The 22,293-nt window shown below is 54.4% G+C and carries 21 protein-coding genes; 16 read left to right on the forward strand and 5 right to left on the reverse strand.

The window, feature by feature from the left end; genetic code table 11:
- Positions 1-66 precede the first annotated feature (66 nt).
- Positions 67-2,613 carry a class I adenylate cyclase gene (gene cyaA / locus OOJ59_RS21850; RefSeq protein ID WP_038634518.1) on the forward strand — a complete coding sequence of 849 codons (2,547 nt, stop codon included), beginning with the start codon at positions 67-69 and terminating at the stop codon, positions 2,611-2,613.
- Positions 2,614-2,689: 76 nt separating this feature from the next.
- Here the strand turns inward: cyaA and cyaY are convergent, their stop codons facing one another.
- The gene (gene cyaY, locus OOJ59_RS21855) at positions 2,690-3,010 is read right to left on the reverse strand and encodes an iron donor protein CyaY (RefSeq protein WP_038634515.1); all 321 of its coding nucleotides are present in this window, start codon (positions 3,008-3,010) and stop codon (positions 2,690-2,692) included.
- 138 nt (positions 3,011-3,148) lie between these two features.
- Here cyaY and lptM point away from each other — a divergent pair, with 138 nt between their 5' ends.
- The 8 genes from lptM to corA all read left to right on the forward strand — a co-directional run bounded on the left by lptM (position 3,149) and on the right by corA (position 10,204).
- Complete coding sequence (gene lptM / locus OOJ59_RS21860; RefSeq protein WP_032940199.1) at positions 3,149-3,352, forward strand: LPS translocon maturation chaperone LptM; 204 nt, start codon at positions 3,149-3,151, stop codon at positions 3,350-3,352.
- A 48-nt stretch (positions 3,353-3,400) separates the two neighbouring features.
- Positions 3,401-4,225 carry a diaminopimelate epimerase gene (dapF, locus tag OOJ59_RS21865; protein ID WP_038634512.1) on the forward strand — a complete coding sequence of 275 codons (825 nt, stop codon included), beginning with the start codon at positions 3,401-3,403 and terminating at the stop codon, positions 4,223-4,225.
- Positions 4,222-4,929, forward strand: coding sequence for a DUF484 domain-containing protein (locus OOJ59_RS21870; RefSeq protein ID WP_159122116.1), 708 nt, complete (start codon positions 4,222-4,224; stop codon positions 4,927-4,929). The genes dapF and OOJ59_RS21870 overlap by 4 nt, the downstream gene beginning before the upstream one ends.
- Positions 4,926-5,828 carry a tyrosine recombinase XerC gene (gene xerC / locus OOJ59_RS21875; RefSeq protein WP_160955704.1) on the forward strand — a complete coding sequence of 301 codons (903 nt, stop codon included), beginning with the start codon at positions 4,926-4,928 and terminating at the stop codon, positions 5,826-5,828. Before OOJ59_RS21870 ends, xerC begins: the two co-directional genes overlap by 4 nt.
- A complete protein-coding gene (gene yigB / locus OOJ59_RS21880; RefSeq protein WP_038634504.1) occupies positions 5,828-6,544 on the forward strand; it encodes a 5-amino-6-(5-phospho-D-ribitylamino)uracil phosphatase YigB in 717 nt (238 codons plus the stop codon). Before xerC ends, yigB begins: the two co-directional genes overlap by 1 nt.
- Before the next feature lie 88 nt (positions 6,545-6,632).
- On the forward strand, positions 6,633-8,795 hold the full coding sequence (uvrD, locus tag OOJ59_RS21885; protein ID WP_038634502.1) for a DNA helicase II: 2,163 nt from the start codon (positions 6,633-6,635) through the stop codon (positions 8,793-8,795).
- Positions 8,796-9,042: 247 nt separating this feature from the next.
- Entirely contained in the window at positions 9,043-9,099 is a 57-nt protein-coding gene (gene ysgD, locus OOJ59_RS21890; RefSeq protein WP_212723238.1) for a YsgD/CorL family protein, read from the forward strand.
- Between the two features lie 154 nt (positions 9,100-9,253).
- Positions 9,254-10,204 (forward strand): magnesium/cobalt transporter CorA, encoded by a 951-nt coding sequence (gene corA, locus OOJ59_RS21895; RefSeq protein WP_038634499.1) that lies wholly within the window; start codon positions 9,254-9,256, stop codon positions 10,202-10,204.
- 69 nt (positions 10,205-10,273) lie between these two features.
- Here the strand turns inward: corA and rarD are convergent, their stop codons facing one another.
- Positions 10,274-11,170 carry an EamA family transporter RarD gene (rarD, locus tag OOJ59_RS21900; protein WP_038634496.1) on the reverse strand — a complete coding sequence of 299 codons (897 nt, stop codon included), beginning with the start codon at positions 11,168-11,170 and terminating at the stop codon, positions 10,274-10,276.
- 51 nt (positions 11,171-11,221) lie between these two features.
- The gene (gene yigI, locus OOJ59_RS21905) at positions 11,222-11,689 is read right to left on the reverse strand and encodes an acyl-CoA thioesterase YigI (protein ID WP_003017917.1); all 468 of its coding nucleotides are present in this window, start codon (positions 11,687-11,689) and stop codon (positions 11,222-11,224) included.
- Between the two features lie 165 nt (positions 11,690-11,854).
- Here yigI and pldA point away from each other — a divergent pair, with 165 nt between their 5' ends.
- The 3 genes from pldA (at position 11,855) to rhtC (ending at position 15,326) form a co-directional block, all read left to right on the forward strand.
- A complete protein-coding gene (gene pldA, locus OOJ59_RS21910; RefSeq protein WP_038634493.1) occupies positions 11,855-12,724 on the forward strand; it encodes a phospholipase A in 870 nt (289 codons plus the stop codon).
- An 88-nt stretch (positions 12,725-12,812) separates the two neighbouring features.
- Positions 12,813-14,642 (forward strand): ATP-dependent DNA helicase RecQ, encoded by a 1,830-nt coding sequence (gene recQ, locus OOJ59_RS21915; protein ID WP_038634489.1) that lies wholly within the window; start codon positions 12,813-12,815, stop codon positions 14,640-14,642.
- A gap of 63 nt (positions 14,643-14,705) precedes the next feature.
- Positions 14,706-15,326 carry a threonine export protein RhtC gene (rhtC, locus tag OOJ59_RS21920; RefSeq protein ID WP_038634488.1) on the forward strand — a complete coding sequence of 207 codons (621 nt, stop codon included), beginning with the start codon at positions 14,706-14,708 and terminating at the stop codon, positions 15,324-15,326.
- 45 nt (positions 15,327-15,371) lie between these two features.
- On the opposite strand, the gene rhtB is transcribed toward rhtC, so the two are convergent.
- On the reverse strand, positions 15,372-15,992 hold the full coding sequence (gene rhtB, locus OOJ59_RS21925; protein WP_061381045.1) for a homoserine/homoserine lactone efflux protein: 621 nt from the start codon (positions 15,990-15,992) through the stop codon (positions 15,372-15,374).
- Between the two features lie 110 nt (positions 15,993-16,102).
- Between rhtB and pldB the strand changes: the two genes are divergently transcribed.
- From pldB to OOJ59_RS21940, 3 genes are all read left to right on the forward strand, one after another.
- Positions 16,103-17,119 carry a lysophospholipase L2 gene (pldB, locus tag OOJ59_RS21930; protein WP_160955705.1) on the forward strand — a complete coding sequence of 339 codons (1,017 nt, stop codon included), beginning with the start codon at positions 16,103-16,105 and terminating at the stop codon, positions 17,117-17,119.
- A 15-nt stretch (positions 17,120-17,134) separates the two neighbouring features.
- Positions 17,135-17,935 carry a sugar/pyridoxal phosphate phosphatase YigL gene (gene yigL, locus OOJ59_RS21935; protein WP_038634479.1) on the forward strand — a complete coding sequence of 267 codons (801 nt, stop codon included), beginning with the start codon at positions 17,135-17,137 and terminating at the stop codon, positions 17,933-17,935.
- 80 nt (positions 17,936-18,015) lie between these two features.
- Complete coding sequence (locus OOJ59_RS21940) at positions 18,016-18,915, forward strand: carboxylate/amino acid/amine transporter (protein WP_071888045.1); 900 nt, start codon at positions 18,016-18,018, stop codon at positions 18,913-18,915.
- Here OOJ59_RS21940 and metR read toward each other — a convergent pair.
- Positions 18,803-19,756, reverse strand: coding sequence for an HTH-type transcriptional regulator MetR (metR, locus tag OOJ59_RS21945; RefSeq protein ID WP_038634477.1), 954 nt, complete (start codon positions 19,754-19,756; stop codon positions 18,803-18,805). The genes OOJ59_RS21940 and metR overlap by 113 nt on opposite strands.
- Positions 19,757-19,991: 235 nt before the next feature.
- Between metR and metE the strand changes: the two genes are divergently transcribed.
- A complete protein-coding gene (metE, locus tag OOJ59_RS21950; RefSeq protein ID WP_193157154.1) occupies positions 19,992-22,253 on the forward strand; it encodes a 5-methyltetrahydropteroyltriglutamate--homocysteine S-methyltransferase in 2,262 nt (753 codons plus the stop codon).
- Positions 22,254-22,293 lie beyond the last annotated feature (40 nt).

The raw sequence follows: 22,293 nt of genomic DNA on the forward strand, positions 1-22,293 counted from the left end.
ATTATTGTGAGCGCTTGCGCCGCAGTAATCGACAACATGACGGATAGCAACATCAGGCGATACGTCTTGTACCTCTATATTGAGACTCTGAAACAGAGACTGGATGCCATAAATCAACTGCGTGTGGATCGCGCGCTTGCTGCCATGGGACCTGCTTTCCAGCAGGTATACAGTCTGCTGCCGACATTATTGCACTACCACCACCCTCTGATGCCGGGTTACCTCGATGGTAACGTTCCCAAAGGCATATGCTTTTACACGCCTGATGAAACCCAACGCCACTACCTCAACGAACTCGAACTGTACCGCGGTATGTCACCGCAGGAACCTCCCAAGGGCGAACTGCCGATCACCGGCGTTTACTCAATGGGCAGCACCTCTTCGGTAGGGCAAAGCTGTTCTTCCGACCTCGATATCTGGGTCTGCCACCAATCCTGGCTGGATAGCGAAGAGCGCCAGCTGTTGCAGCGTAAATGTAGCCTGCTCGAAAGCTGGGCCGCTTCGCTGGGCGTGGAAGTCAGTTTCTTCCTGATTGATGAAAACCGTTTCCGTCACAATGAAAGCGGCAGTCTTGGTGGTGAAGACTGTGGCTCGACGCAGCATATCCTGTTGCTTGATGAATTCTATCGCACCGCTGTGCGCCTCGCGGGCAAACGTATTCTGTGGAATATGGTGCCGGGCGACGAAGAAGAGCATTACGACGATTACGTCATGAAGCTCTACGCGCAGGGCGTATTAACGCCAAACGAATGGCTGGATCTCGGCGGACTCAGTTCGCTCTCCGCCGAAGAGTACTTTGGCGCCAGCCTCTGGCAGTTATACAAAAGTATCGATTCCCCGTACAAAGCGGTGCTGAAGACGCTGCTGCTGGAAGCCTACTCCTGGGAATATCCCAATCCTCGCCTGTTGGCGAAAGACATTAAACAGCGCCTGCACGATGGCGAGATCGTCTCTTTTGGTCTCGATCCCTACTGCATGATGCTGGAGCGTGTGACCGAATATCTCACGGCGATCGAAGACCCGACGCGCCTGGATTTAGTGCGTCGATGTTTCTACTTAAAAGTGTGTGAGAAACTGAGCCGCGAGCGCGCCTGCGTGGGCTGGCGTCGTGAAGTATTAAGTCAGTTAGTGCAAGAATGGGGCTGGGACGAAGCCCGTCTGACAATGCTGGATAACCGCGCTAACTGGAAGATTGATCAGGTACGTGAAGCGCATAACGAACTGCTTGATGCGATGATGCAGAGCTATCGTAATCTGATCCGCTTTGCGCGGCGCAATAACCTCAGCGTTAGCGCCAGTCCGCAGGATATCGGCGTGCTGACCCGTAAGCTGTATGCCGCGTTTGAAGCGTTGCCGGGTAAGGTAACGCTGGTGAACCCGCAAATATCTCCGGACCTCTCAGAACCGAACCTGACCTTTATCCATGTGCCGCCGGGCCGCGCCAACCGTTCGGGTTGGTATCTCTACAACCGCGCGCCAAATATGGATTCGATCATTAGCCATCAGCCGCTGGAATATAACCGCTATCTCAACAAGCTGGTGGCGTGGGCCTGGTTCAACGGTCTGCTGACATCGCGTACGCATTTGTTTATTAAGGGCAACGGCATTGTCGATTTGCCGAAGCTGCAGGAAATGGTCGCCGATGTATCGCACCACTTCCCGCTGCGCCTGCCGGCACCAACGCCGAAAGCGCTCTACAGCCCGTGCGAAATTCGCCATCTGGCGATTATCGTTAACCTTGAATATGACCCGACGACCGCATTCCGTAATCAGGTGGTGCATTTTGATTTCCGTAAGCTGGACGTCTTCAGCTTTGGCGAAGAGCAAAATTGCCTGGTAGGGAGCGTCGACCTGCTGTACCGCAACTCGTGGAATGAAGTACGTACGCTGCACTTCAACGGCGAGCAGGCGATGATTGAAGCGTTAAAAACGATTCTGGGCAAAATGCACCAGGATGCCGCGCCGCCGGATAGCGTCGAAGTGTTCTGCTACAGCCAGCATCTGCGTGGGTTAATCCGTACCCGCGTGCAGCAACTGGTTTCTGAGTGTATCGAGCTGCGCCTTTCCAGTACCCGCCAGGAAACCGGGCGTTTCAAAGCGCTGCGCGTGTCTGGTCAGACGTGGGGACTGTTCTTCGAGCGTCTGAACGTATCGGTACAGAAACTGGAAAACGCCATCGAATTCTATGGGGCGATTTCACACAACAAACTGCACGGCCTTTCCGTCCAGGTTGAAACGAACCACGTGAAACTCCCGTCGGTGGTGGACGGCTTTGCCAGTGAAGGGATCATTCAGTTCTTTTTCGAAGAAACGGGCGATGAGCAGGGCTTTAATATTTATATCCTGGATGAGAGTAACCGCGCGGAGGTGTATCACCACTGCGAGGGAAGCAAAGAAGAGCTGGTACGTGATGTCAGCCGCTTCTATTCATCGTCGCACGATCGCTTTACCTACGGCTCCAGCTTCATCAACTTTAACCTGCCGCAGTTCTATCAGATTGTGAAAACCGACGGACGTGCGCAGGTGATTCCGTTCCGTACCCAGCCGCTCAACCCAGTCCCGCCAGCTAATCAGGATAACGACACGCCGATGTTGCAGCAGTATTTCTCCTGAGGCTTTTCGCCCGGTGGCGGCTACGCCTTACCGGGCCTACTGTAGGCCGGATAAGCAAAGCGTATCCGGCAAAAAATCAACGGAAGCTCACCTCTTCACCCGACTGCTGCGTTGCCGCCTGCTCCAGCAAATCCCAGAACGTTTCGCCGCTACGGTCGCAGATCCACTCGTCGCCTTTCAGGTCAAAGTGGTAGCCGCCTTGTTTGGTTGCCAGCCACACCTGGTGTAGCGGCTCCTGACGGTTAATAATGATTTTGCTGCCGTTTTCGAAGCTGATGGTCAGCACGCCGCCGTTGATCTCACAATCGATATCGCTGTCGCCGTCCCAGTCATCCAGACGCTCCTCAATGGTCATCCACAGGGTGTCGGCAAGGCGATGAAATTCACTGTCGTTCATTTTCTTATCCTGTTTTTCGTGATGACGGCAGTATAACCTGAAACAAAACGCGTTGCAGATTACAGGCTAACTCTTGCTTTTACGCCTTCTCCTGCGATGATAGAAAACAGAAAGCATGAACTTTACAGGCAATCCATAATGAAAAACGTGTTAAAGCCACTCGCTGTCATTTTAACTCTGTTCAGCCTGACGGGCTGTGGGCTAAAAGGCCCGCTCTATTTCCCGCCAGCAGATAAAACCGCGCCGCCTCCGACCAAGAGCGTTCAGCCGCAATCGCAATCCACCACGCCCGAGAAAAACGATCGTGGGATCAGCGACGGCCCTTCTCAGGTGAATTACTGACGGCAGGAATAGATTTACATTTCTGTACCCGCGTGAACGGAGTGAATGATGCAATTCTCTAAAATGCATGGCCTTGGCAACGATTTTATGGTCGTCGACGCGGTAACGCAGAATGTCTTTTTCTCACCAGAGCTGATCCGCCGCCTGTCCGACAGGCATCTCGGCGTTGGGTTTGATCAGTTGCTGGTGGTTGAACCTCCGTATGATCCGGAGCTGGATTTCCACTACCGTATTTTTAATGCCGACGGCAGTGAAGTGTCACAGTGTGGCAATGGCGCTCGTTGTTTTGCTCGCTTTGTTCGCCTGAAAGGGCTGACCAATAAACGTGATATTCGCGTCAGTACCGCGAATGGTCGTATGGTGTTAACCGTAACCGACGATGAACTGGTGCGGGTGAATATGGGGGAACCCAACTTTGAACCTTCGCAGGTTCCGTTTCGCGCCAACAAAGCAGAGAAGACCTATATTATGCGCGCGGCCGAACAGACAATATTGTGCGGCGTGGTTTCAATGGGGAACCCGCACTGCGTGATTCAGGTTGATGATGTTGATACGGCCACAGTGGAAACGCTGGGACCGGTGCTGGAAAGCCACGAACGCTTTCCTGAACGCGCCAACATCGGCTTTATGCAGGTGGTAAAGCGCGAGCATATCCGGCTGCGCGTCTACGAGCGCGGGGCGGGCGAAACGCAGGCCTGCGGCAGCGGTGCGTGCGCCGCTGTTGCGGTAGGTATTCAGCAGGGCCTGCTGGCAGAAGAGGTGAGGGTGGAGTTACCTGGCGGTCGACTTGATATCGCCTGGAAAGGTCCGGGTCATCCGCTGTATATGACTGGCCCGGCGGCACATGTCTACGACGGATTTATTCACTTATGAAGCAACCAGGGGAAGAACTACAGGAAACGCTCATGGAGCTCGACGATCGGGCGGTCGTCGATTACCTGCAACGTAATCCTGAGTTTTTTATCCGTAATGCCCGGGCAGTTGAAGCGATGCGCGTCCCACACCCTGTGCGGGGCACGATCTCTTTAGTTGAATGGCATATGGCGCGGGCACGTAATCATATTAATGTGCTTGAAGAGAACATGGCGTTATTGATGGAACAAGCCAACGCCAATGAAAGCCTGTTCTATCGTCTGCTAAATCTGCAAAGTCGCCTGGTGTCGGCCAGCAGTCTTGACGATATGCTGATGCGATTTCATCGCTGGGCGCGTGAGCTGGGGCTGGCCGGCGCGACGGTGCGTCTGTTTCCGGACCGGTGGCGACTTGGCGCGCCATCCAAATTTACGCATCTGGCATTAAGCCGTCAGGCCTTTGAACCGTTGCGTATTCAGCGTCTGGGGCAGTCGCAGCACTATCTTGGGCCACTCAATGGTCCGGAATTGCTGGTTATGATGCCGGAGGCGAAAGCGATAGGCTCGGTGGCGATGTCGATGCTGGGGCAAGATGGTTCCCTGGGCGTGATGCTATTCAGCAGCCGTGACGTTAACCATTACCAGCAGGGGCAAGGTATACAATTACTGCAAGAAATCTCGCTGATGTTGCCGGATCTGCTGGAGCGCTGGATTGAACGCGTATGACCGATTCACCCCTTTCTCAGGATGTGACGCGCTTTTTGCGCTATCTGGGCGTTGAGCGCCAGCTTAGCCCGATCACGCTACTCAATTATCAGCGTCAGCTTGATGCCATCATCGCGTTAGCCGGAGAAACCGGTCTGCAAAGCTGGCAACAATGTGACGCTGTAATGGTACGCAGCTTTGCTGTGCGCAGCCGTCGTAAAGGGCTGGGAGCGGCGAGTCTGGCATTGCGTCTCTCCGCATTACGCAGTTTCTTCGACTGGCTGGTTAATCAGGGCGAGCTGAAAGCCAACCCGGCAAAAAGCGTTTCCGCGCCGAAAGCGCCACGCCACTTACCTAAAAATATCGACGTCGATGATGTTAATCGTCTGCTGGATATCGATCTCAACGATCCCCTTGCCGTGCGCGACCGGGCGATGCTGGAAGTGATGTACGGCGCGGGACTGCGTTTATCTGAACTGGTTGGGCTGGATATTAAACATCTCGATCTCGACACCGGCGAAGTGTGGGTGATGGGCAAGGGCAGTAAAGAACGTCGTCTGCCGATCGGCCGCAATGCGGTGGCGTGGATTGAGCACTGGCTGGATCTGCGCGGTTTATTTGGCGGGGATGACGATGCGTTGTTCCTGTCTAAACTGGGCAAGCGCATCTCTGCGCGTAACGTGCAGAAACGCTTTGCGGAATGGGGTATCAAACAGGGGCTGAACAGCCACGTCCATCCCCACAAATTGCGCCACTCTTTTGCGACGCATATGCTGGAGTCGAGCGGCGATCTACGCGGAGTGCAGGAGTTATTGGGTCATGCCAATCTCTCCACTACTCAAATCTATACCCATCTTGATTTTCAACACCTGGCTTCAGTGTACGATGCGGCGCATCCGCGCGCCAAACGGGGGAAATAATGCGTTTTTACCGGCCTTTGGGGCGTATTTCTGCGCTCACCTTTGACCTTGATGACACCCTTTACGATAACCGTCCCGTTATCACACGTACCGAGCAGGAAGCGCTCGCGTTTGTACAGAATTATCATCCGGCGTTGAATTCGCTGCAAAATAGCGACCTGCAGCGCTTACGTCAGGCCGTTCGTGACGCCGAGCCGGAAATCTACCACGACGTTACCCAATGGCGTCACCGCGCCGTAGAACGCGCTATGCTGGAGGCTGGTCTGTCAGCGGCAGAAGCCTTGATGGGGGCGAATGCGGCGATGATGAATTTCGCCAAATGGCGTAGCCGCATTGATGTTCCGCAGGCGACGCATGACACGCTGAAGGCGCTGGCCCGCAAATGGCCGCTGGTGGCGATCACCAATGGTAACGCGCAGCCGGAACTGTTTGGTCTGGGTGATTATTTTGAGTTTGTGCTGCGCGCCGGTCCCGACGGGCGCTCAAAACCGTTCAGCGACATGTACGCGCTGGCGGCGCAAAAACTGAAAATGCCGGTAGGTGAAATTCTGCATGTGGGTGATGACCTGACGACAGACGTTGCAGGCGCTATTCGTTGTGGTATGCAGGCTTGCTGGATCAAACCGGAAAATGCCGACCTGATGCAAACCGCAGACAGCCGTTTGCTGCCGCATATTGAAATTTCACAGTTGGCATCTCTGACCTCGCTGATATAATCACCAGCAGAACTCTGTATATATACCCAGCTTTTTGGCGGATGGCGCTACGCTTCTCCGCCTTACCTACTTTTACGCGGCGGTGCCAATGGACGTTTCTTACCTGCTCGACAGCCTTAATGATAAACAGCGTGAAGCGGTGGCTGCGCCACGCAGCAACATGCTGGTTCTGGCAGGCGCGGGGAGTGGTAAAACTCGCGTACTGGTGCATCGTATCGCCTGGTTACTGACGGTAGAGAACAACTCGCCGTACTCCATTATGGCGGTGACCTTTACCAACAAAGCGGCGGCGGAAATGCGCCACCGTATTGGTCAGATCATGGGAACCAGCCAGGGCGGAATGTGGGTGGGGACCTTCCACGGCCTGGCGCACCGTCTGTTGCGCGCGCACCATATGGATGCCAACCTGCCGCAGGATTTCCAGATCCTCGACAGCGAGGACCAACTGCGTCTGCTCAAGCGCCTGATCAAAGCGATGAACCTTGACGAAAAGCAGTGGCCGCCGCGTCAGGCAATGTGGTTTATCAACAGCCAGAAAGATGAAGGGCTGCGCCCGCACCATCTGCAAAGCTACGGCAACCCGGTCGAACAGACCTGGCAGAAGGTCTATCAGGCTTATCAGGAAGCCTGCGATCGCGCGGGGCTGGTGGATTTCGCCGAACTGCTGCTGCGCGCCCATGAACTGTGGCTCAACAAGCCGCACATTCTGCAGCACTACCGCGAACGCTTTACCAATATCCTGGTGGACGAATTCCAGGATACTAACAACATTCAGTACGCCTGGATCCGTCTGCTGGCGGGCGACACCGGCAAGGTGATGATCGTGGGCGATGATGACCAGTCGATCTACGGCTGGCGCGGCGCGCAGGTGGAGAACATTCAGCGCTTCCTCAACGATTTCCCGGGCGCAGAAACCATTCGTCTGGAGCAGAACTACCGTTCGACCAACAATATTCTTAGCGCAGCTAACGCCCTGATTGAAAATAACAACGGACGCCTGGGTAAAAAACTGTGGACCGACGGCGTCGACGGCGAGCCGATCTCGCTGTACTGCGCGTTCAACGAACTTGATGAAGCGCGCTTCGTGGTCAATCGCATTAAAACCTGGCAGGACAACGGCGGCGCGCTGGAACAGTGCGCGATTCTGTATCGTAGCAACGCCCAGTCACGCGTGTTGGAAGAAGCCTTACTACAGGCCAGCATGCCGTATCGTATCTATGGCGGTATGCGCTTCTTTGAACGTCAGGAAATTAAAGACGCGCTCTCCTACCTGCGCCTGATCGCTAACCGCAATGACGATGCCGCGTTTGAGCGTGTGGTGAATACGCCAACGCGCGGGATTGGCGATCGTACTTTAGATGTCGTGCGCCAGACTTCCCGTGACCGCCAGCTAACGTTGTGGCAGGCCTGTCGTGAACTGCTGCAGGAAAAAGCCCTGGCCGGTCGCGCCGCCAGCGCCTTACAGCGCTTTATGGAATTGATTGACGCGCTGGCGCAAGAGACCGCTGATATGCCGCTGCACGTGCAGACTGACCGGGTGATTAAAGATTCCGGCCTGCGCATGATGTACGAGCAGGAAAAAGGCGAGAAGGGTCAGACGCGTATCGAAAACTTAGACGAACTGGTGACGGCAACGCGCCAGTTCAGCTACAACGAAGAAGACGAAGACTTAATGCCGCTGCAGGCGTTCCTCTCCCACGCCGCGCTGGAAGCAGGCGAAGGGCAAGCGGATACCTGGCAGGACGCGGTACAGCTGATGACCCTGCACTCGGCGAAAGGGCTGGAGTTCCCGCAGGTATTTATCGTGGGTATGGAAGAAGGCATGTTCCCGAGCCAGATGTCGCTGGATGAAGGCGGCCGTCTCGAAGAAGAACGTCGCCTGGCCTATGTCGGCGTCACCCGCGCGATGCAGAAACTGACGCTCACCTACGCCGAAACGCGTCGTTTGTACGGTAAAGAGGTTTACCATCGTCCGTCGCGCTTTATCGGCGAACTGCCGGAAGCGTGCGTTGAAGAGGTGCGTCTGCGCGCCACGGTTAGCCGTCCGGTGAGCCATCAGCGGATGGGCACGCCAATGGCGGAAAACGATACCGGCTACAAACTTGGCCAGCGGGTACGCCACGCGAAGTTCGGCGAGGGCACCATCGTCAACCTCGAAGGTAGCGGTGAGCACAGTCGTTTGCAGGTCGCGTTCCAGGGGCAGGGCATTAAATGGCTGGTGGCGGCTTACGCCAGACTGGAAACGGTGTGATCGCCTGATGTCGTTGCGCGTATCAGATCTACTGACCGGGTAACATTTTGATTTGTAGGCCGGATAAGGCGAAGCCGCCATTCGGCTATCTGCCGGTTAATATTCTGAAATCATAGATAAATAATTCCCCTCTGCTAACCTTTCTGTATAAGGGGAAATTATTACTTTTTCGCCATCCGTTGCGTGTTGACGTCAAAATTTTGCTGGCGTAACATGCGCGCACGATTACGCTAAGAGGACATTCGCCTTGGACACACCCAGTAGATACTGGCTCATTATCCTGTCATCCAGGATCAACTCCTAAGGCTATCCCTTTTTGCTGATAGCCTTCGCGGTTGTCAGCGACCTTCTGTTTTTTCCCGTCGCGCTGAGTCAGGCTGTTTAATGGTCTGAAACCCAATTTGTTTCTGTGTGCCCTCCGAACTGTCCGATAATTTTTTGCATTGGGAGTCCCGGTCATGCTGAGCGCATTTCAACTGGAAAACAATCGTTTAACTCGCCTTGAGGCAGACGAGATCGAGCACCTGGCCAGTTCGGTTTGGGTCGATTTAGTCGAGCCGGATGACGAAGAACGAAACCGTGTGCAAAAGGACTTGGGCCAGAATCTGGCCACGCGCCCTGAACTGGAAGACATCGAAGCATCCGCACGTTTTTTTGAAGACGAGGATGGACTGCACATTCACTCCTTCTTCTTCTATGAAGACGCCGACGATCACGCGGGTAACTCAACCGTCGCATTTACCATTCGCGAAGGCCGCCTGTTTACCCTGCGCGAACGCGAACTGCCGGCGTTTCGTCTGTATCGCATGCGTGCGCGTAACCAGGCGATGGTGGATGGTAACGCCTACGAGCTGCTACTCGATCTGTTCGAAACCAAAATTGAACAGTTGGCGGATGAGATTGAAAACATCTATAGCGACCTGGAAAAACTCAGCCGTGTGATCATGGAAGGGCGTCAGGGCGATGAATACGACGAAGCGCTTTCCACGCTGGCGGAACAGGAAGATATTGGCTGGAAGGTACGCCTGTGTCTGATGGATACCCAGCGCGCACTGAACTTTCTGGTGCGTAAAGCGCGTCTGCCGGGTGGTCAACTGGAGCAGGCGCGTGAGATCCTGCGCGATATCGAGTCTCTGCTGCCGCATAACGAATCGCTGTTCCAGAAGGTTAACTTCCTGATGCAGGCGGCGATGGGCTTTATCAATATTGAGCAGAACCGCATCATCAAGATCTTCTCGGTGGTCTCGGTGGTATTTCTGCCGCCGACGCTGGTGGCTTCCAGCTACGGCATGAACTTTGAATTCATGCCGGAACTGCACTGGAGCTTCGGTTATCCTGGCGCGATTGTCTTTATGATGCTCGCAGGTCTTGCGCCGTATCTGTACTTTAAACGTAAGAACTGGCTTTAATGGCGGTGTCTTATCAGGCCTACAGATCCCGTAGGCCTGATAAGCGTAGCGCCATCAGGCAAAAAGCCTTCACATCCCCATACGCGTTCTGCGTTGCGTATAAATCGCATCCATCACGAAAATCGCCAGCGCCACCCAGATAAAGGCGAACGTCACCATTTTATCCGCTCCCGGCACTTCACCGTAAAAGGTGATCGCCAGCAGGAACATCAACGTGGGTCCGATATACTGGAAGAAACCCAGTGTGGAAAGACGCAGACGTGTCGCTGCGCCGGTAAAGCACAGCAACGGAATGGTGGTCACGATACCGGCGGCAATCAGTAGCAGATTGAGTGACATCGGGTTTTGCCCCATATGGCTGGTTGGGCTATCCGCAATGCCAAACAGGTAGATAGCGGCAACGGGTAAGAGCCACAGGGTTTCAATCAACATGCCGGTTTGCGCTTCAACGGCAATCTTCTTACGCACCAGACCATAAAAAGCAAAGCTGAACGCCAGTCCCAGCGCGATTATCGGCAATGAGCCGAAGGTCCACAGCTGTACCAGTACGCCGCAGGCGGCTAACAGTACCGCCAACCACTGCATGCGACGAAAGCGCTCGCCGAGGAAAAGCATCCCCAGCACGATATTCACCAGCGGGTTAATAAAATAGCCGAGACTGGCTTCCAGCATATGGTGATTATTGACCGCCCAAATGAACAGCAGCCAGTTTCCGCCGATGAGCACCGCAGAGAGCGCCAGCAGGAAGATCTTCTTTGGCGTTTGTAGCAGCGTTTTAACACCCGACCACTGGCGGCTGATGCTCATCAGCACCACCATAAAGAAAAATGACCAGATGACGCGGTGCGTCAGGATCTCATCCGCCGGGACATAGTAAATCAGTTTGAAGTAGGCGGGAGCGATACCCCAAATAAAATAGGCAGCCAGAGCGAGTAACACGCCCTGCCGCGTTTGTTTAGCATCCATCGGGAAAACTCATTGCAGAAATGTAACAGCAGTTTACCTTTTTTTAAGCGCTTACCCCACCATATAAGTGGCGGTTGCGCTGGCGATATAGAGCTGTTCTTCGTTATGCAGTTCCACGCGCGCAACGGCTACTTTATTACCCGCCCGCAGCAGGCTGCTGGTAGCGGTAAAGCGATTCCCTCTCCCCGGGCGCAGGTAATCAACGCGTAAATCGATGGTGCCCATACGTGACATGCGCTGACGCAGTTCGTCCTCACTGATCGTTTCGTGACGGGTCAACGTGCTGCCTACACACACCAGTCCGGCGGCGACGTCGAGTGCTGAGGCGATCACTCCGCCATGCAGAATGCTTTGCGCCCAGTTACCGACCATCATCGGTTGATTATTAAACGCTAATTGCGCAAATTCTTTTTCATAGCGTTCCAGTTCCAGCCCCAGCGCACGGTTAAACGGCATATGATAAACAAACATTTCACCCACTAACTTCAGGGCTTCTTCAGCGGTCAGTACAGCAGACATACGATCTTAATACCTTATTGGTTAATGAAATGTTGATATTATGCTTATTATTTGTTGTTTTCTACTTTAGGACGGGATAACTAACGAGGAACGAGCTAAGTATGTAGAATGCTTGTCAGAAAATTATACAATTCATCAATATTTTGGTTCAGGAGAACATTACCGATGCGGGCGATTCTGGGATGGTTACTACCAGCAGTCATGCTGCCGTTGACCGCGTATGCGCAGGAAGCGACAGTAAAAGAGATTCATGATGCACCAGCAGTTCGGGGCAGTATCATCGCTAATATGCTGCAAGAGCATGACAACCCTTTCACGCTTTACCCTTATGACACCAACTACCTTATCTACACCAATACCAGCGACATGAACAAAGAGGCGATCAGCAGCTATAGCTGGTCGGACAATGCGCGCAAAGATGAGGTGAAGTTTCAGCTAAGCCTGGCGTTTCCCCTTTGGCGAGGAATATTGGGTCCGAACTCGGTTCTTGGCGGTTCCTATACGCAGAAATCCTGGTGGCAGCTTTCGAACAGTGAAGAATCTTCACCGTTTCGCGAAACCAACTACGAGCCGCAGTTGTTCCTTGGTTTCGCCACCGACTATCGCTTTGCCGGGTGGACGCTACGTGATGTCGAAATGGGTTATAACCATGATTCCAACGGGCGCTCCGACCCCACTTCACGTAGCTGGAACCGCCTGTATACCCGCCTGATGGCAGAAAACGGCAACTGGCTGGTGGAAGTAAAGCCGTGGTACGTCATTGGCAGTACCGATGATAACCCCGACATCACCAAATACATGGGCTATTATCAGCTGAAAATGGGGTATCACCTGGGCGACGCCGTTATCAGCGTGAAAGGTCAGTACAACTGGAACACCGGCTACGGCGGCGCAGAGTTAGGGGCAAGCTATCCTATTACGAAGCATGTTCGTCTCTACACCCAGGTCTACAGTGGTTACGGAGAATCGCTGATTGACTACAACTTCAATCAGACCCGTGTTGGCGTGGGTGTAATGCTTAACGATATCTTCTGACAGATATTGAGAGTATTTTAATCATTGCAGTTTCTCTCTCAGGCGCTGAAAATAGCGCCTGTTTTTATTTCAGGTTAATGGGGTTAATGTGGCGCAGGCGGAAGTGTTGAATCTGGAAATGGGCGCTAAACAGGTTTTGCAGGAAACCTTTGGCTACCAACAGTTTCGCCCAGGCCAGGAAGAAATTATCGACACCGTGCTCTCTGGTCGCGACTGCCTGGTCGTTATGCCCACCGGTGGCGGCAAATCCCTGTGCTATCAAATTCCCGCATTATTACTCAACGGACTCACCGTTGTTGTTTCGCCGCTGATTTCCCTGATGAAAGACCAGGTCGATCAACTGCTGGCCAACGGCGTGGCGGCGGCGTGCCTGAACTCCACCCAAAGTCGTGAGCAGCAGCTTGAGGTGATGGCCGGCTGCCGCAGCGGGCAGGTTCGCTTGCTGTATATTGCCCCTGAACGCCTGATGCTGGATAACTTCCTTGAGCATCTTGGGCACTGGAATCCGGTGCTGCTGGCGGTGGATGAAGCGCACTGTATTTCGCAGTGGGGGCATGACTTCCGCCCTGAATACGCCGCGCTGGGCCAGCTGCGTCAGCGTTTCCCAACGCTGCCGTTTGTGGCGTTAACCGCGACCGCGGATGAAACCACCCGGCTGGATATCGTGCGCCTGCTGGGCCTCAACGATCCGTTAATTCAGATCAGCAGCTTTGATCGACCGAATATTCGCTACATGCTGATGGAGAAGTTTAAGCCGCTCGATCAACTGATGCGCTACGTGCAAGAACAACGCGGTAAATCCGGCATTATTTACTGTAACAGCCGCGCCAAAGTCGAAGACACCGCTGCGCGCCTGCAAAGCCGCGGCATCAGCGCCGGGGCTTATCATGCCGGGCTGGAAAACAGCGTGCGCGCCGAGGTGCAGGAAAAATTCCAGCGCGATGACCTGCAAATTGTGGTGGCGACCGTAGCGTTCGGCATGGGGATCAACAAACCTAACGTGCGCTTCGTGGTGCATTTTGATATCCCGCGCAACATTGAGTCCTATTATCAGGAAACCGGTCGTGCCGGGCGTGATGGCCTGCCGGCGGAAGCGATGCTATTTTACGATCCGGCTGATATGGCGTGGCTTCGCCGTTGCCTCGAAGAGAAACCTGCCGGACAACTGCTGGATATCGAACGCCATAAGCTCAATGCGATGGGGGCGTTTGCCGAGGCGCAAACCTGTCGTCGTCTGGTTCTGCTGAATTATTTTGGCGAGGGGCGTCAGGAGCCGTGTGGTAACTGCGATATCTGTCTCGATCCGCCAAAACAGTACGACGGCTTAAACGATGCGCAGATTGCGCTTTCCACGATTGGCCGGGTCAATCAGCGCTTTGGTATGGGATATGTGGTGGAGGTTCTGCGCGGAGCGAATAATCAGCGTATCCGCGAGTTGGGACACGATAAACTCAAGGTTTATGGCATGGGGCGCGATAAAAGCCATGAACACTGGGTGAGCGTAATTCGCCAGCTTATCCATCTTGGGCTGGTGACGCAAAATATCGCGCAGCATTCCGCACTGCAGATGACCGATGCCGCGCGTCCGGTTCTGCGTGGCGAAGTCCCGTTGCAGCTTGCGGTACCGCGAATCGTGGCGCTGAAACCGCGCGCGATGCAGAAATCCTTCGGCGGCAATTACGATCGCAAACTGTTTGCCAAATTGCGTAAGCTGCGTAAAGCCATTGCCGATGAAGAGAATATCCCGCCGTATGTGGTGTTCAACGACGCCACGTTGATTGAAATGGCCGAGCAGATGCCGGTTTCGCCGAGCGAAATGCTGAGCGTCAACGGCGTGGGAATGCGTAAACTTGAACGTTTTGGCAAAGAGTTTATGGCACTTATTCGCGCCCACGTCGATGGTGACGACGAAGAGTAGTCAGCCAGGCAAAAAAGTGCCAGGATGGTGACTCACTGAACTATTTCCCCGCGAGTCATTTTTATGTTAACGCTATTTTTTACCGTTGCGTTGGTGCATATCGTTGCGCTGATGAGTCCCGGTCCCGATTTCTTCTTTGTTTCTCAAACGGCCGTTAGCCGTTCGCGCAAAGAAGCCATGATGGGCGTGCTGGGTATTACCTGTGGCGTCATGGTCTGGGCTGGCGTGGCGCTGCTTGGCCTGCATCTGATTATCGAAAAAATGGCCTGGCTGCACACCATTATCATGGTGGGCGGCGGCCTTTATCTGTGCTGGATGGGTTACCAGATGCTGCGCGGCGCGTTTAAAAAACAGGACGTAGCGGCCCCTGCCCCACAGGTTGAACTGGCGCAGAGCGGACGCAGCTTTTTAAAAGGTCTGTTGACCAACCTCGCCAACCCGAAAGCGATTATCTATTTTGGCTCCGTGTTCTCATTGTTTGTTGGCGATAGTGTAGGAACGGGCGCGCGTTGGGGCATTTTCGCGCTGATCATCGTGGAAACGCTGGCGTGGTTTACCGTGGTTGCCAGCCTGTTTGCATTACCGAAAATGCGTCGTGGCTATCAGCGTCTGGCGAAGTGGATCGATGGCTTTGCCGGCGCGCTGTTCGCGGGTTTCGGTATCCATCTGATCATTTCGCGCTAAGCTTCCTTCATGCCGGATAAGCGCTAACGCCATCCGGCACCGTTATCAGGCATGCCTTGCCGATGCCAGCAGGGCGCCTATCAGCATAAACAGTGAACCAAACACTTTGTTCAGCGCTTTCATTTGCTTTGGCCCCTTAATCCAGCCAGCAATGCGCGTTGCCAGCGTCGCGTAACCGATCATCACAATAATATCGACCACAATGGTCGTGATACCAAGCACCACATACTGCATCAACTGCGGTTCCTGCGGCAGGATAAACTGGGGGAACAGGGCGGCAAGAAAAACAATGCTTTTGGGGTTGGTCAGATTAACAAAGACTGCGCGTTTGAACAGGCGGCTGCGCGATTGCGTATTCGCCATGGTGTTCAGATCGATAGCGCCCGCCGCCCGCCATTGCTGAATTCCTAGCCAAATCAGGTAAGCCGCGCCCGCCCACTTCAGCACTTCAAACGCGATCGCTGAACGTGAAAATAGCGTTCCCAGCCCTACGCCAACCAAAACGATATGAATGCCCAGTCCGGTCTGTAGACCCGCAATCGATGCGCTGGCACCGCGATAACCGTGGCTGATGGCGGTGGTCATGGTGTTGATTGCGCCAGAGCCTGGAGACAAGCTCAAAATAATAGAGGTCAGCAGGTAGGCGAACCACCATTCAAAGGTCATGAGAAACTCCCGGATTGTCTATTTTTATGCCACAATACGCTACTGTCGGTACGTTGTATCAGACATGGCAAAAAAAACGATTTTACTTGGTCAACGAGGCTGGATACCCGATGTTTCAGCAGCAAAAAGACTGGGAAACAAGAGAAAACGCGTTTGCTGCTTTTTCCATGGGACCACTGACAGATTTCTGGCGTCAGCGGGAAGAAGCGGAGTTTATGGGCGTAGATAATGTCCCCGTACATTTTGTGCGCTTTCACGCAGAGAAAAACGATCGCGTCATCGTCGTCTGTCCTGGACGCATTGAAAGCTATGTAAAATACGCTGAACTGGCGTACGACCTGTTTCATTCTGGTTTTGACGTTCTCATTATCGATCACCGTGGCCAGGGGCGTTCCGGCCGTATGCTTTCGGATCCGCATCGCGGTCATGTGGATAACTTTAATGACTATGTCGACGATTTAACCGCTTTCTGGCAGCAGGAAGTGTCACCCGGTCCGTGGAGAAAACGCTATATACTGGCGCATTCTATGGGCGGGGCGATTGCCACGTTGTTCCTGCAGCGTCACCCGAATCAGTGTGATGCCATTGCGCTTTGCGCGCCGATGTTTGGTATTGTGATGCGCTTTCCCGACTGGATGGTGCGTCAAATTCTGGACTGGGCTGAAGGGCATCCACGGATCCGCGAGGGTTATGCCATGGGGACCGGGCGCTGGCGGGCGCTGCCATTCGGGATGAATGCGGTAACCCACAGTCGACAGCGCTATCGGCGCAATCTGCGTTTCTATGCCGATGAACCTCGGCTGCGCGTGGGCGGTCCCACTTACCACTGGGTACGTGAAGGCATTCTGGCGGGTGAACAGGTCCTGGCCGGGGCGGGAGATGACGCGACGCCAACATTGCTTATCCAGGCCGAAGAAGAGCGTTTGGTTGATAACCGTATGCACGATCGCTTTTGTGAACTCCGCGCTGCAGCGGGCCATCCAGTAGAGGGAGGCCAGCCGCTTGTCATCAAAGGCGCGTACCATGAGATCCTTTTTGAAAAGGACGCAATGCGCTCAGTCGCGCTTAACGCTATTGTCGAATTTTTCGACAAGCATAACTCATCCAGCGGAAACCGCTTTGCCTAGAGGTTTAATTTTCTTATGTATCAGGTTGTTGCGTCTGATTTAGACGGTACGCTGCTTTCCCCCGACCATACGTTGTCCCCTTATGCTAAAGAGACACTGAAATTATTGACCGCACGTGGCGTTAACTTCGTGTTTGCGACTGGCCGTCATCATGTTGATGTGGGGCAAATTCGCGATAACCTTGGCATTAAAACCTACATGATCACATCCAACGGCGCGCGCGTGCACGATTCTGCCGGGAATCTGGTGTTTACCCATAACCTGGATCGCGACATTGCCAGCGACCTGTTCGGCGTGGTAAATGCAAATCCGGACATCGTAACCAACGTTTATCGTGATGATGAATGGTTTATGAATCGCCATCGCCCGGACGAAATGCGCTTCTTTAAAGAAGCGGTATTTAACTATTCTCTGTTTGAACCTGCGCTACTGGAGCCTGAAGGCGTCAGCAAAGTGTTTTTTACCACCGATTCTCATGAAAGGCTGCTGCCGCTGGAGCAGGCGATTAACGCCCGCTGGGGCGATCGCGTCAACGTCAGCTTCTCTACGCTTACCTGTCTGGAAGTTATGGCTGGCGGCGTGTCGAAAGGTCATGCGCTGGAAGCAGTGGCGAAAGCGATGGGCTACAGCCTGCAGGACTGCATCGCTTTCGGCGATGGCATGAACGATGCGGAAATGCTCTCCATGGCTGGTAAAGGCTGCATCATGGGCAACGCGCACCAACGCCTGAAAGATCTTCATCCGGAACTGGACGTGATTGGACTCAACGCCGATGATGCCGTGCCGCACTATCTGCGTAAGCTCTTTTTACAGTAACGTCATCGTTCGTTAGTTGACCAGTTGTCAACTAAAAACTTCGCTACAATGGGTGTACCTTTTGTTAAGAGACATCCATTGTGGCGTTACTCATCATTACCACAATTCTGTGGGCCTTTTCCTTTAGCCTGTTTGGCGAGTACCTTGCCGGTCATGTCGATAGCTATTTTGCGGTGCTGGTGCGTGTTGGGCTGGCGGCGCTGGTGTTCCTGCCATTTTTACGCACCCGTGGGCACAGTGTAAAAACGATCGCGCTGTATATGCTGGTAGGGGCCATGCAGCTTGGCATTATGTATATGCTGAGTTTTCACGCCTATCTGTACCTGACAGTTTCAGAACTGCTGCTCTTTACCGTACTGACGCCGCTCTACATTACGCTGATTTATGATCTCATGAGCGGACGTCGTCTGCGCTGGAGCTACGCCTTCAGTGCGTTGCTGGCGGTGATCGGTGCGGGGATCATTCGTTACGACCAGGTGACCAGCCACTTCTGGACCGGCCTGCTGCTGGTACAGTTGTCCAATATCAGCTTTGCCATTGGCATGGTGGGCTACAAGCGTCTGATGGAAACACGGCCAATGCCGCAGCACAACGCCTTCGCCTGGTTTTACATGGGGGCATTTATGGTGGCGATAGTGGCCTGGTCCATGCTGGGTAACGCGCAGAAAATGCCTGCAACTACGCTACAGTGGGGCATCCTGGTGTTTCTTGGCGTGGCGGCGTCCGGCATCGGTTACTTTATGTGGAACTATGGCGCGACGCAGGTGGATGCGGGTACGCTGGGCATCATGAACAATATGCATGTGCCGGCCGGGCTGCTGGTTAACCTGGCTATCTGGCATCAACAGCCTCACTGGCCGAGCTTCATCATTGGTGCGGCTGTGATAGTGGCCTCACTGTGGGTACATCGAAAGTGGGTCGTTCCGCACTCCGCACAAACGGCAGGTGATCGCAGGCGTGATTCCGCGCTGAGCGAATAAACGCTTCCGTGACCGGCTGTCGCTGTTCGCCATCGCGCACGGCGGCGTACAGTCGGCTCCACAATCCATCACCCAGGGTTTTGGTTACCACCAGACCCTGGCGCTCAAAACTCTCCACCACCCAGTGCGGTAAAGCCGCGATACCCATTTTGGCTGCAACCATCTGAATCAGCAGTAGGGTGTTATCCACGCTCTTCAGCGACGGGCTAACGCCCGCAGGCTGCAGGAAATGCCGCCAGACATCCAGCCGACTCCGTTGTACCGGATAAATAAGCAGCGTCTCGCTGGCTAAATCCTCCGGGGTGATTTGCGTTTTGCTGGCCAGCGGATGGTCCGGCGCCAGGACCAGGCGTACTTCAAAATCAAACATCGGCGAGTAGTGCAATCCGCTGCGCGGCAGAATGTCGGAGGTCAACACCAGATCCAATTCATCCTGCTGTAGCGCAGGTTGCGGATCGAACGTCACGCCGGATTTAAAGTCCATTTCCACCTGCGGCCAGTTGGCACGAAAATTCTCCAGCGCGGGCGTCAGCCATTGGATACAGCTGTGGCATTCAATCGCGATGCGTAGCCGGGTTTGCTGCGGTTCGTTGCAGGCCTGCAGCGCGCGACCGATTTGCGGCAACACCTGGTTTGCCAACTGGAGCAAAATTTCGCCCTGCGGCGTAAAGCGCAGAGGCTGACTTTTACGGATAAAAAGACGAAAGCCGAGGCGTTGCTCCAGATCGCTGAACTGGTGAGAAAGGGCGGATTGGGTCTGATGCAACGTCGCCGCTGCGGCTGCCAGCGAACCACTATTCCGCAACGCCTGGAGCGTTTTCAGGTGTTTAATCTCGATCATGAAAGTCCTTCACTTCGGCATGAACAAATTGCGCTTGAGGAATATACAGTAACCGCCAATTATGGATGTGTAAACATCTGGACGGCTAAAATCCTTCGTCTTTTAAATTTATGGTGCGTTGGCTTCGTTTCCTCACCCCAGTCACTTACTTCAGTAAGCTCCTGGGGATGAGCAAACTTGCCGCCTTCCCTAAATTCAAAATCCATAGGATTTACATATAATTAGAGGAAGAAAAATGACAATATTGAATCACACCCTCGGTTTCCCTCGCGTTGGCCTGCGTCGCGAGCTGAAAAAAGCGCAAGAAAGCTACTGGGCGGGAAATTCTTCCCGTGAGGAATTGCTGGCCGTTGGCCGCGAGCTGCGCGCCCGCCACTGGGATCAGCAGAAGCAGGCGGGCATTGACCTGCTGCCGGTGGGCGATTTTGCCTGGTACGATCACGTGCTAACCACCAGCCTGTTGCTCGGTAACGTTCCGGCGCGTCATCAAAATAAAGACGGCTCGGTTGATATCGATACCTTATTCCGCATTGGTCGTGGTCGCGCCCCGACGGGTGAGCCAGCGGCGGCGGCAGAAATGACCAAATGGTTTAATACCAACTATCACTACATGGTGCCGGAGTTCACCAAAGGTCAGCAGTTCAAACTGACCTGGACCCAACTGCTGGATGAAGTGGACGAAGCGCTGGCGCTCGGCCACAAGGTGAAGCCTGTACTGCTTGGGCCGGTAACTTACCTGTGGCTGGGGAAAGTGAAGGGCGAACAGTTTGACCGCCTGACCCTGCTCAACGACATTCTGCCGGTTTATCAGCAGGTGCTGGCCGAGCTGGCGAAACGCGGTATTGAGTGGGTACAGATTGATGAACCCGCGCTGGTACTGGAGCTGCCGCAGGTTTGGCTGAACGCCTTCAAACCCGCGTATGACGCGCTGGCAGGGCAGGTAAAATTACTGCTAACCACTTATTTTGAAGGCGTAACGCCGAACCTGGATACCATTATCGCGCTGCCGGTGCAGGGTCTGCACGTTGATTTCGTTCATGGCAAAGATGACGTTGCCGGGCTGCACCAACGCCTGCCTGCCGACTGGCTGCTGTCAGCCGGTTTGGTAAACGGTCGTAACGTCTGGCGCGCCGATCTCAGCGAAAAATATGCACAAATTAAAGACATCGTCGGGAAACGTGCTCTGTGGGTGGCTTCTTCCTGCTCTCTGCTGCACAGCCCAATCGATCTCAGTGTGGAAACCCGCCTTGATGCCGAAGTGAAGAGCTGGTTTGCCTTCGCGCTGCAAAAGTGCGGCGAGCTGGCGCTGCTGCGCGATGCTCTGAACAGCGGCGATACGGCGGCAATTGTGGAATGGAGCGCACCGATCCAGGCGCGTCGTCACTCTACCCGCGTACACAACGCCGCAGTGGAAAAACGTCTGGCGGCGATCACCGCGCAAGACAGCCAGCGCGCCAACGCTTACCCGGTTCGCGCCGAGGCGCAGCGTGCCCGCTTTAATCTACCGGCATGGCCGACCACTACGATCGGTTCATTCCCGCAAACCACCGAAATTCGCGGTCTGCGGCTGGATTTCAAAAAGGGCAACCTGGATGCTGGTCACTACCGTACCGGTATCGCCGAACATATAAAACAGGCGATCGTTGAACAGGAACGTCTGGGCCTCGATGTGCTGGTGCACGGTGAAGCCGAGCGTAATGACATGGTGGAATACTTTGGCGAGCATCTGGATGGTTTTGTCTTTACCCAGAACGGTTGGGTGCAGAGCTATGGTTCTCGCTGCGTGAAGCCGCCGGTGGTAATTGGCGACGTCAGCCGCCCGGAAGCGATCACCGTGGAGTGGGCGAAGTACGCGCAGTCGCTTACCGACAAGCCGGTAAAAGGTATGTTGACCGGTCCTGTGACCATTCTTTGCTGGTCATTCCCGCGTGAAGACGTGACGCGTGAAACCATCGCCAAGCAGATTGCGCTGGCGCTGCGTGATGAAGTGGCGGATCTGGAAGCGGCGGGTATCGGTATTATTCAGATTGATGAACCGGCGCTGCGCGAAGGTCTGCCGTTGCGTCGCAGCGACTGGGCCGAGTATCTGGCGTGGGGGGTAGAAGCCTTCCGCATTAACGCGGCGGTGGCGAAGGATGAAACTCAGATCCACACCCACATGTGTTACTGCGAGTTCAACGACATCATGGATTCCATTGCGGCGCTGGACGCGGATGTGATCACCATTGAGACCTCACGCTCCGACATGGAGTTGCTGGAATCGTTTGAAGAGTTCGACTACCCCAACGAAATTGGGCCGGGTGTCTACGATATTCACTCGCCGAACGTCCCGAGCGTGGAGTGGATTGAGGCCCTGCTGAAGAAGGCGGAGCAGCGTATTCCGGCGGAGCGGCTGTGGGTGAACCCGGACTGCGGCCTGAAAACCCGAGGCTGGCCGGAAACCCGTGCCGCACTGGCGAATATGGTGAAGGCCGCGCAGAACTTGCGTCAGGCTTAAAAACAAAACGGAGGCTAACGCCTCCGTTTTGATGATCGGT

Origin of the sequence: Citrobacter sp. W9 (assembly GCF_026719375.1) — a bacterium.
Classification (GTDB): domain Bacteria; phylum Pseudomonadota; class Gammaproteobacteria; order Enterobacterales; family Enterobacteriaceae; genus Citrobacter; species Citrobacter werkmanii.

What these genes read in the sequence shown, in the direction of transcription:
- rarD (WP_038634496.1), bottom strand. Translation starts at nt 11,170, where the DNA reads ATGGATGCTAAACAAACGCGGCAGGGCGTGTTACTCGCTCTGGCTGCC.
- yigB (WP_038634504.1), top strand. Translation starts at nt 5,828, where the DNA reads ATGCGTTTTTACCGGCCTTTGGGGCGTATTTCTGCGCTCACCTTTGAC.
- pldB (WP_160955705.1), top strand. Translation starts at nt 16,103, where the DNA reads ATGTTTCAGCAGCAAAAAGACTGGGAAACAAGAGAAAACGCGTTTGCT.
- rhtB (WP_061381045.1), bottom strand. Translation starts at nt 15,992, where the DNA reads ATGACCTTTGAATGGTGGTTCGCCTACCTGCTGACCTCTATTATTTTG.
- cyaY (WP_038634515.1), bottom strand. Translation starts at nt 3,010, where the DNA reads ATGAACGACAGTGAATTTCATCGCCTTGCCGACACCCTGTGGATGACC.
- rhtC (WP_038634488.1), top strand. Translation starts at nt 14,706, where the DNA reads ATGTTAACGCTATTTTTTACCGTTGCGTTGGTGCATATCGTTGCGCTG.
- OOJ59_RS21870 (WP_159122116.1), top strand. Translation starts at nt 4,222, where the DNA reads ATGAAGCAACCAGGGGAAGAACTACAGGAAACGCTCATGGAGCTCGAC.
- yigI (WP_003017917.1), bottom strand. Translation starts at nt 11,689, where the DNA reads ATGTCTGCTGTACTGACCGCTGAAGAAGCCCTGAAGTTAGTGGGTGAA.
- uvrD (WP_038634502.1), top strand. Translation starts at nt 6,633, where the DNA reads ATGGACGTTTCTTACCTGCTCGACAGCCTTAATGATAAACAGCGTGAA.
- lptM (WP_032940199.1), top strand. Translation starts at nt 3,149, where the DNA reads ATGAAAAACGTGTTAAAGCCACTCGCTGTCATTTTAACTCTGTTCAGC.
- yigL (WP_038634479.1), top strand. Translation starts at nt 17,135, where the DNA reads ATGTATCAGGTTGTTGCGTCTGATTTAGACGGTACGCTGCTTTCCCCC.
- corA (WP_038634499.1), top strand. Translation starts at nt 9,254, where the DNA reads ATGCTGAGCGCATTTCAACTGGAAAACAATCGTTTAACTCGCCTTGAG.
- xerC (WP_160955704.1), top strand. Translation starts at nt 4,926, where the DNA reads ATGACCGATTCACCCCTTTCTCAGGATGTGACGCGCTTTTTGCGCTAT.
- metE (WP_193157154.1), top strand. Translation starts at nt 19,992, where the DNA reads ATGACAATATTGAATCACACCCTCGGTTTCCCTCGCGTTGGCCTGCGT.
- dapF (WP_038634512.1), top strand. Translation starts at nt 3,401, where the DNA reads ATGCAATTCTCTAAAATGCATGGCCTTGGCAACGATTTTATGGTCGTC.
- metR (WP_038634477.1), bottom strand. Translation starts at nt 19,756, where the DNA reads ATGATCGAGATTAAACACCTGAAAACGCTCCAGGCGTTGCGGAATAGT.
- pldA (WP_038634493.1), top strand. Translation starts at nt 11,855, where the DNA reads ATGCGGGCGATTCTGGGATGGTTACTACCAGCAGTCATGCTGCCGTTG.